9 protein-coding genes are annotated in these 8190 nt (G+C 46.4%); 7 read left to right on the top strand and 2 right to left on the bottom strand.

Going from position 1 to position 8190, the window contains the following annotated elements:
* Positions 1-137: 137 nt before the first annotated feature.
* Positions 138-686 carry an NADH peroxidase gene (locus AC06ND_RS05725; RefSeq protein WP_475678035.1) on the top strand — a complete coding sequence of 183 codons (549 nt, stop codon included), beginning with the start codon at positions 138-140 and terminating at the stop codon, positions 684-686.
* A gap of 69 nt (positions 687-755) precedes the next feature.
* On the opposite strand, the gene AC06ND_RS05730 is transcribed toward AC06ND_RS05725, so the two are convergent.
* Entirely contained in the window at positions 756-2312 is a 1557-nt protein-coding gene (locus tag AC06ND_RS05730) for a carboxylesterase/lipase family protein (protein ID WP_475678036.1), read from the bottom strand.
* Between the two features lie 38 nt (positions 2313-2350).
* Positions 2351-3556 carry a linear amide C-N hydrolase gene (locus AC06ND_RS05735; RefSeq protein ID WP_475678037.1) on the bottom strand — a complete coding sequence of 402 codons (1206 nt, stop codon included), beginning with the start codon at positions 3554-3556 and terminating at the stop codon, positions 2351-2353.
* A gap of 255 nt (positions 3557-3811) precedes the next feature.
* Between AC06ND_RS05735 and AC06ND_RS05740 the strand changes: the two genes are divergently transcribed.
* The 6 genes from AC06ND_RS05740 to AC06ND_RS05765 all read left to right on the top strand — a co-directional run bounded on the left by AC06ND_RS05740 (position 3812) and on the right by AC06ND_RS05765 (position 8113).
* Positions 3812-4042: a hypothetical protein gene (locus AC06ND_RS05740; protein WP_475678038.1), complete on the top strand. Its 231-nt coding sequence runs from the start codon at positions 3812-3814 to the stop codon at positions 4040-4042.
* 9 nt (positions 4043-4051) lie between these two features.
* Positions 4052-4789, top strand: coding sequence for a hypothetical protein (locus AC06ND_RS05745; protein ID WP_475678039.1), 738 nt, complete (start codon positions 4052-4054; stop codon positions 4787-4789).
* Positions 4767-5630 (top strand): hypothetical protein, encoded by an 864-nt coding sequence (locus AC06ND_RS05750; protein WP_475678040.1) that lies wholly within the window; start codon positions 4767-4769, stop codon positions 5628-5630. The genes AC06ND_RS05745 and AC06ND_RS05750 overlap by 23 nt, the downstream gene beginning before the upstream one ends.
* Positions 5576-6505 carry an RHS repeat-associated core domain-containing protein gene (locus AC06ND_RS05755; RefSeq protein ID WP_475678041.1) on the top strand — a complete coding sequence of 310 codons (930 nt, stop codon included), beginning with the start codon at positions 5576-5578 and terminating at the stop codon, positions 6503-6505. The genes AC06ND_RS05750 and AC06ND_RS05755 overlap by 55 nt, the downstream gene beginning before the upstream one ends.
* Before the next feature lie 101 nt (positions 6506-6606).
* Positions 6607-7026 carry a hypothetical protein gene (locus tag AC06ND_RS05760; RefSeq protein WP_475678042.1) on the top strand — a complete coding sequence of 140 codons (420 nt, stop codon included), beginning with the start codon at positions 6607-6609 and terminating at the stop codon, positions 7024-7026.
* Positions 7027-7060: 34 nt separating this feature from the next.
* Positions 7061-8113 carry an RHS repeat domain-containing protein gene (locus tag AC06ND_RS05765; RefSeq protein WP_475678043.1) on the top strand — a complete coding sequence of 351 codons (1053 nt, stop codon included), beginning with the start codon at positions 7061-7063 and terminating at the stop codon, positions 8111-8113.
* The last annotated feature ends 77 nt before the right edge of the window (positions 8114-8190 follow it).

The raw sequence follows: 8190 nt of genomic DNA on the forward strand, positions 1-8190 counted from the left end.
GTACAATAATACCGGACAAGCGAGAAAATCTTTCAAACTTCTATTGCGAATATAAGAAAAATATATGTACATTTGCATTCGGATAATTTAGAATTATTCAAAACTAGATAAGTTTAACCCTAAAAACAGAAATAACTATGGCAAAATTCATCTGCCCTGTATGTGGCTATGTACACGAGGGCGACGCAGCACCAGAGAGGTGCCCACAGTGCAAGGTTCCAGGATCAAAGTTCAAGATGGTAGAGGAAAACGCAGACCTCGTATTCGTCTGCGAGCATCATATCGGTGACGGTATCGTAGAGGACGCTGAGGTCATGCAGGGTCTCCGCGACAACTTCATGGGCGAGTGCACTGAGGTAGGTATGTACCTTGCAATGTCACGTCAGGCTGACCGCGAGGGTTATCCGGAGGTTGCCGAGGCATTCAAGAGATATGCATTCGAAGAGGCTGAGCACGCTGCAAAGTTCGCAGAGCTCCTCGGTGAGGTCGTTTGGGACACCAAGACCAACGTCGAGAAAAGAATGCAGGCTGAGTGCGGTGCTACCGAGGGTAAGCTCATGCTCGCAAAGCGCGCAAAGGAGCTCGGCTACGATGCAATCCATGACACAGTACACGAGATGGCAAAGGACGAGGCTCGTCACGGAAGCGGCTTCCAGGGTCTCTACAAGAGGTTCTTCAAGAAGTAAGAATCCCGCCAAGACATACGAAAATAGGCTGGCCAATCGGCCAGCCTATTTTTATTATGGAAGCAAGGATTACTTGCCTGCGTTAGCCCATGGGAAGTTCTCGCCTACGATAGGAGCACCCATCTGTGAAGCCTCAGCGTCATTCTGATCGAGCATGAAGAGCATGAAGTTAGGATTCTCCTCAGTGCAAGGAGTCCATTCGCCGCCGTTCGCGCCGTTAGGATCGCTGTACTTTGCGAAGTTGGTCCAAGCGGTAAGCATCTTCTCAGAAAGATCCCAGTCACCCTTGGTCCAAGGACGCCAGCAGTGCTCGAGAGACTTGAAGACGAACCAGAGCTCTGATGAGTGGAACGCACCCTTAAGACGTGCGGTAACCTCAGGATGTGAGCCATCGTCTGGGAGTGGACGAGCGAACTCGTAAGCATAAGCCTTGTTGCCCTTCTCCTGGCGGTTCTTGCAGAATGCTGCGATACCGTCTGACATGTTACCCATATCGTTGAGGGTGTAACCGATCATGTAAGGAACGTCAGCGAGAGTGCCGTCGAGTGCAGCTGCATCGAAGCTCTCGAGTGATACGTAACCGTCCACGATAGGACCGCCTGATACGCTGCCGAAGTTACCGGTCGCGTTGTTATAGATGGTAGCAACGGTGTGCATAACCTCAGTGTCAGCAGCACGCATCTTTGCGAGGGTGTTGTAACCTGCCCAATCCATGACAACCTTGGTGTTGAACTCTGAACGCTGGAGTGCGTTGAGACCCTCTGGAGCTACAGGAGCCTTGTAAGCAGCGAGCTTCTTCTCAGCAGGAGCACCCATGCCAGGGAAGTTGAAGCCGCGAGGTGCGCCCATACCTGCACCCTGTGAAGGGACGGTGATACCACCTGCAGACTGGATGATAGCCTTGTGGAAGAGACCGCGTGCGAGAGGAGACTCACAGATGGTCTTAACTGATCCACCACCTGCACTCTGACCGAAGATCATCACGTTGTCTGGGTCGCCACCGAACTGAGCGATGTTCTTCTTGACCCACTTGAGTGACTCGATCTGGTCGAGGATACCGTAGTTACCTGAAACGCCGTTAGGGTTCTCAGCTGAGAGCTCAGGATGGGTGAGGAAGCCGAATACGCCGAGACGATAGTTGATGGTCACGAGAACCACGTCCTTGCCAGCGAACTCCTTACCGTCGAACTCAGGCTCGGTACCGAAACCTTCGCGATATCCACCACCATGGATCCACACTGCTACAGGAAGCTTTGCGCTAGGATTGCCAGACTGCTTGGTCCATACGTTGAGGTAGAGACAGTCCTCGCTGAAAGGAGCCTCATCACCGTAACCCCACTCAGTGTAGTAGCCACCCTTGTACTGGATGTGCTGGTAGCTTGGGTTAGCGAAGCGATCGCAAACCTTGACGCCCTGCCATGGCTCTACTGGCTGTGGAGCTTTCCAACGATTCTCCTTGATAGGAGCTGCTGCGTAAGGGATACCCTTATAGGCAACGACACCAGCAACGCTGGTCTCAACGCCCTGGACCTGACCGCCCTCGATAGTGAGGATAGGGGTCTCGGCCTTCTTTGGAGCACACGCTGCCATTGCAACGAGTGCGATTCCGAGGATGATTTTTTTCATATAATTTGTGGTTTAAAGTGTATATTTTCCAACAATCGCTACTTGATCCTGAAAGAGAATTTCTTGTCGTAGTTCTCACGGATACACAGATCCAGGCTGAGGTCCTCACTGTTGTACACCGAGGACCAGAGCGACATCCAGCTCCAATCCTCAAACTTCTCCGGATCCAGTCCTATGCGCTTCATCGCCTCGAACTCGTCCTGGTCGTTAAACATGATGCGGACACTCTTCATATAATCCATCGCCTCGGCCTTCGAAGGAGTAGGATTTGCCTTGAGACTCTCGCAGAGGACATCGAAACGCCAGTAGCCGAGTTCCTTCTTCTCCCAGAGACCTGTCTCTCTGTCGACGCGACGGCCTGGGGTAAGATAGAAGTTGGTGGACATTATGTAAGGGGCATCCTCGCCGATAAGATCCGGCGTACGGAGCACATGCATCTCGTTATCCACATACTCGATGATGACCCTGTCCCCGTTCGCATCCGCATAGATGTAGTGGAGGTCCATATCCTCGTTCTGGAAGATGGAACGGACATCGAAACGGTCCATCATGGCGATGGCCTCATCCACGGTCGCACAGTTGTCGAGAACGACGCGGAGCATCCAGTTGGAAAGCATCGGAGTGCGGCCGCGATCCTGCATGGTCGCCTCGAATTCGAGCTGCATGAAGCTGCCCATGAGACCTTTCTCGTTGATACCGTCGAGGATGCTGAAAGGTGCGAAGATGGCTATCTCCTGGTTGCGCACGGTGCTGAACGGATTCTCGGGATCGGGATCTGCAAGGAGAGCGCTGACATCGGCTACGCCAATCGACTTGTATCCATTTTCCGGTGCAGTATGAACGACGACATAGTAATTTCCTTTCACAGGATAGTCATAGTTTCGGCCGAGCACATATCCCCCATCGCTGCTCGCCGATGAGAAAGTACTGCAGCCCACGCCCTGGGTGCTGGCATTCTGAAGAAGGATACGAGACTCCGGAAGCAAGTTCTTGTAAAGGAGAAGAAGCGACTCTGGAAGAGAACCACAGCCTTCCTTCATCATCTCCGGGAGCTTATAGTCCGCAGTATAGTTCATCTCGAAAAGGTGCCCGTCGGACCCCTCCACTGCAGTTATGCTCTCTACGCTTGCCCTCTGGTCAGGACTCCATTTCTCGGCATTGTCCGCGTCTGGGTCGGACGGATTTCCGCATGCGCTCAATGTCGCAGCAGCCATGCAGCAAAATGCATTCATATACTTTTTCATATTCACACTTCAATATTCCCCGCAAATTTACCATTATTAAGCAATTGTCGTATAGATACTCATGACATTTTTGGACAAAAAATGATATTATTCAGCAAATAATGAATTATTTTTGTTATCATCTCTAACCACTTCATTCTTTGACCATGGACTCGTCGAATCTTTTCCCTCAAGCAATTTCACCTACCGCCTATCAAGGGCGGAAGAGATGCGTTGTTCCTTCACGAGATTGCACATGTGAGACAAGCTTTGAAGATGGGACTTGGATTCAAAGGCGGGCTACTGGTAAATCCAGGATATTATGTCGGAGAGACAAATAAAGAGAGGGTACAAAACGAAAGAGAAACTGAGCTTGAGGCTTATAAAATACAATTTTCTATGGACGAGGATTCCGTTCCCGAGGCTTTTGATGATGGATACGAAAGCATAACTGGTAGGAATCTTGTCAAGATAGAAGGTTATGAGAGTCTAAATAAATATTGGTGAATTTTAAACATGAAGATGTTCACATTTCGTATATCCGTAATAATTGTCCTGATTTTCCTGTCAACGCTCATCAGAGCTCAGGGAATTGACGGTGTATATAGGGCGGACTATGATGAAGACTATGATATTATATCTATCACTATACATCAAGGAACTTTTAAATATGAGGTGGACTTTGGCGCTGCTGGTGGGGCCATTCTGACAGAATGTTCCGTCAAACAGGTAGAAGATGATGTATATGAGCTATGCTCAAATGAAACTGGACTTGATTATGTTGACCGTACTGTCGTATCGGCAAACAAGATCGCTTATGAACAGGACTTTGTCAGAATACTGATAGACATGCCCCATAATAGAGCAACAGGAAAAGTTGTTTGTGAGTATGTATATGAAGGGTCCGACACTATTCTTCGTACTGAATCTGTCTCAGATTGGAAGGGAACAATCATCATTCCTACTATTGGAGGCAAATCAATTGCCATCAGGAATCTGTTTTATATGTCCAATTACATTGCAACTGATTGGAACGATGCTGAGACTGCCCCAACTATTATAAGGACATTCCTTCTAAAAGCGGGTGATAAAGATCCATTGTCATTAAAAGGTGGCACAGAGGTCACAGTAAGTTCTAATGACATCACTGATGAGCAGTTCTTTAAGAACAACTACAATGGAGAGTACATTCTTATTACTCCTTCCGGTTTAAGATGGCGAGGGCGTAATTATGTTAAAGTTGATAATAGATAGAGTAGAACATACCATGCGTATATCGATAGTAGCTTCCTTGTTTATGCTCAGTCTGTATTTCTCCATCGGGATAAGTGCACAGACTATAGATGGAGTATATACTTGGGAGCAAGACAATGATGTTCGAGTGTCAGTACGGGAAGGGACCTTTGCTCTTATCAGACAAGCCACATCTCTCGTAGGAATAGACACACTTGCCATCTGTTCTGTGTCAAAGGTAAGGGATTATCTCTTTGAGATTAATTCCAAAACAGTCTCCCCTACGACTGACAAAATTGTGAAATACAGTAAAGATTCCACCTTGAACGGCTCTGCCAGGATTGAGGTGGTATTGCCTAATTATAAATTGCCCTTAAAAGTCGAAATCAGTCCTAATCGTAAATCTCGTTTTCATTTGGGGGATATATACGTAGGCCAGTGGGATAGAGATTACAGTTATCATGAACGATATGAATTCAATGTCGAAGATGGCTTTGGGGAGATAGAGATTCCTTGTGTTAACGATACTTCGGTATCATACCATTCCCGCAAGAAAATCAAGGTTTCGAAGCAGGTAACGGAATACATGTACAATCTACACTTAATGACCCTTAGGAATGAGGATATAACGTATTCATTCAATAGAGAAGACATGACATATTCACGCGTGTTCATGTTTCTTGATGCAGATTATCTTATAAAGCCAAAAGATGTGATTACAATAAGTCTACCGGGAATCAGACCTGAAGATTTTGAGAGATATTATATATCTGGAGAATACTTCAGGATCAGAAACGACACCCTATATTGGAAAGGAGAACAGTTCAGAAAGGTGACGAAGACAGAAGATACTGTGTTTTAAGGCAGGTTAACCAGTACTACCCTTACGGTGACCCGATATCCGACTCGAGGGTAAGCTCGCCGTCGAACGACAACCGCTACCGCTTCACCGGCAAGGAACTCGCGACGGAGACCGGACTCTACGACTTCATGGCAAGATACCTCGAGACCTCAATGGGAAGGTTCACCACGATCGATCCATTAGCCGAGAAGTATCCTTCGATAAGTCCTTATGTTTATTGCGCAGGTGATCCGGTGATTTTTGTGGATCCGGATGGAAGGGATCCGATTTATCAAATAAGAAAAGGAAATTTGCAAAATATTGGTGACGACGGAAGAGATGGCGGCATGATATATTTAGTCAAGGGAACAACAGCTCGAAGAATTAGGAAACAAGGATTCGATGCTCTAGGTAGAGATCTCTTCTCAGATAAAAACAGTATCGGAGTTCCCTTGGGTGCAATAAAAAATCAAGTAATATCATCTTTTGAAGACACGTTATCCCAAGGGCGGGAGCAAGGAGGACACGCTACAACAGATGGAAATGTTAACAGATGGGATTCTGGTGGTGACCCCACTTTGACAATAACGGAGGGCGACAAAACACAAAAAGCAAGCGCCCATATACGGCCGTTTTTTGAGCAAGGTAAACCGTCTGGTGGTTCTGGTAGAAATGTCTCAGTTTACTGGCATACTCATCCAGATGTTTCTGTTGGAGGCGTGTGGCTCGGCTCTTCAAACCCTTCAGAGAAAGACCTAGAGTATCAAAGAAGTTTAATGAAGAACAATGGTTATGAAGGTGGGGCATTCGTTATTGGGGCAAGAGAAAAAATGGTCACTTTTTACAAAACAAAAATAATAGTAAAAGTTAAATGGGATGTTATAAAAGATTTATAGTTTTAATTCTGACCCTTCTGTTCACATATAATGTCGATGCCGAGAATGTACGATGGCGTATGCCGCAGATGAGTGTCGCGAGTAGAGTTAGGATTAATCTCATGAGTAAGAAGTACGGGAATGCTTTTTATAGAATGTGGGGACCGGAAGTGTTGCTGATAGTTTCATATACTTCGGACGGTATAATAGCATATGGTCAAGAAAAAGGAAAATGGTTGATCCACAAAGATATATCCACATTTAATGATCTTTCTCTAGAATGGGATTGGGACGAAGACTTTTTCCATATGGTTAATTGGGTTCTAGATACGTTTGATTTTTTTGGTTATGTGGTATATAAAGACGGAGTTAAATACATGCGCTATCAACCTGTTGTTTTTGAAAACCTCTGGAGCGAGTCAGTTGAAGACGAAGTGCCCGAGTTGACAAAACTTGTATTAAATGATGCCCAGAATGTCTTCAAACAAATTGAGCCAGAATATCCGTCTAAAATAAGACATATATATAGATATGTTCAATGAACGCAAAATCATATGCAACTACTCCTACTAGACTGTGTCTGAGCCGCGCTGGGACGGAAAGATATCGGAGACCAGCTGGCTGAACCCTGACGAGACATCAGACAGGGGTTACGTCTACAGGTACGACAGCCTCGCAAGGCTGACGGCGGCAGAGTATGCGGATGTCTCCGGCTCGGGGCTGTTCACCGAAAGATACGGTTATGACCTGAACGGCAACATGACATCCAGGACAAAGGCTGTCCAGCTCACGGACAGCTCCGGTAATACGACGCTCGCGAATCTTGTCGCACGCAATTCCTACACCGGAAAGGAACTCGCGACGGAGACCGGACTCTACGACTTCTGCGCAAGATACCTCGAGACCTCGATGGGAAGGTTCACCACAATCGACCCGCTTGCCGAGAAGTATCCTTCGATAAGCCCGTATGTTTATTGCGCCGGGGATCCGGTGAATAGAGTCGACAAAGACGGCAGAACATGGGAGGATGACAAACAGGTTGAAAGGCTGAAGAAACGGGTTGAGGCAAGAATTTCTTCCCTGGAGAAGGAATCAAAGAGGCTTAACTCCAAGATTGATAAGGGAAAGTTGATGGGCCCGAAGTTGAATAGAGCAAACAAACGGTTGAATACCATATCCGAAATGGAAGGGCACCTGAATACGAGTCTTTCTGACATTGAACTATTAGGGAGAGATACAAAGCATACTTATTCATTAAAGAGCATCTCTGACAGTTCTCAACCGCATTATGTAAAAAAGACTGGTGAAACTAGTATAGAGATTCAAGGTTCAACAGATGCGTTGTTCCTTCACGAGATTGCACATGTGAGACAAGCATTAGGCGAGGGAGGTCTAAAGTTTAATGCAGAAGGATTACTAAACAATCCCGGTTTTTGGGCCAAAGCTTACGAGTGGGAAAGAATCCAGAAAGGCAGACTATTCGAAATAGAGGCGTACAAGATACAGTTTTCTATGGACGAAGATTCAATGCCGTACATGTTCGGTGGTGGGTATGACAGTATTACAGGAAGAAATCTGTTAGCTAACCCGAGCTATGAATTTCTAGATGGTTATTGGGATGAAGAATAGCTATTATATCAAACTGATTTCGCTATGCATGACTCTCATCTTGTGCAAGTTTAATTCTCTTGCTCAGATATATGAGG

It is taken from the genome of Candidatus Cryptobacteroides sp., assembly GCF_056207615.1.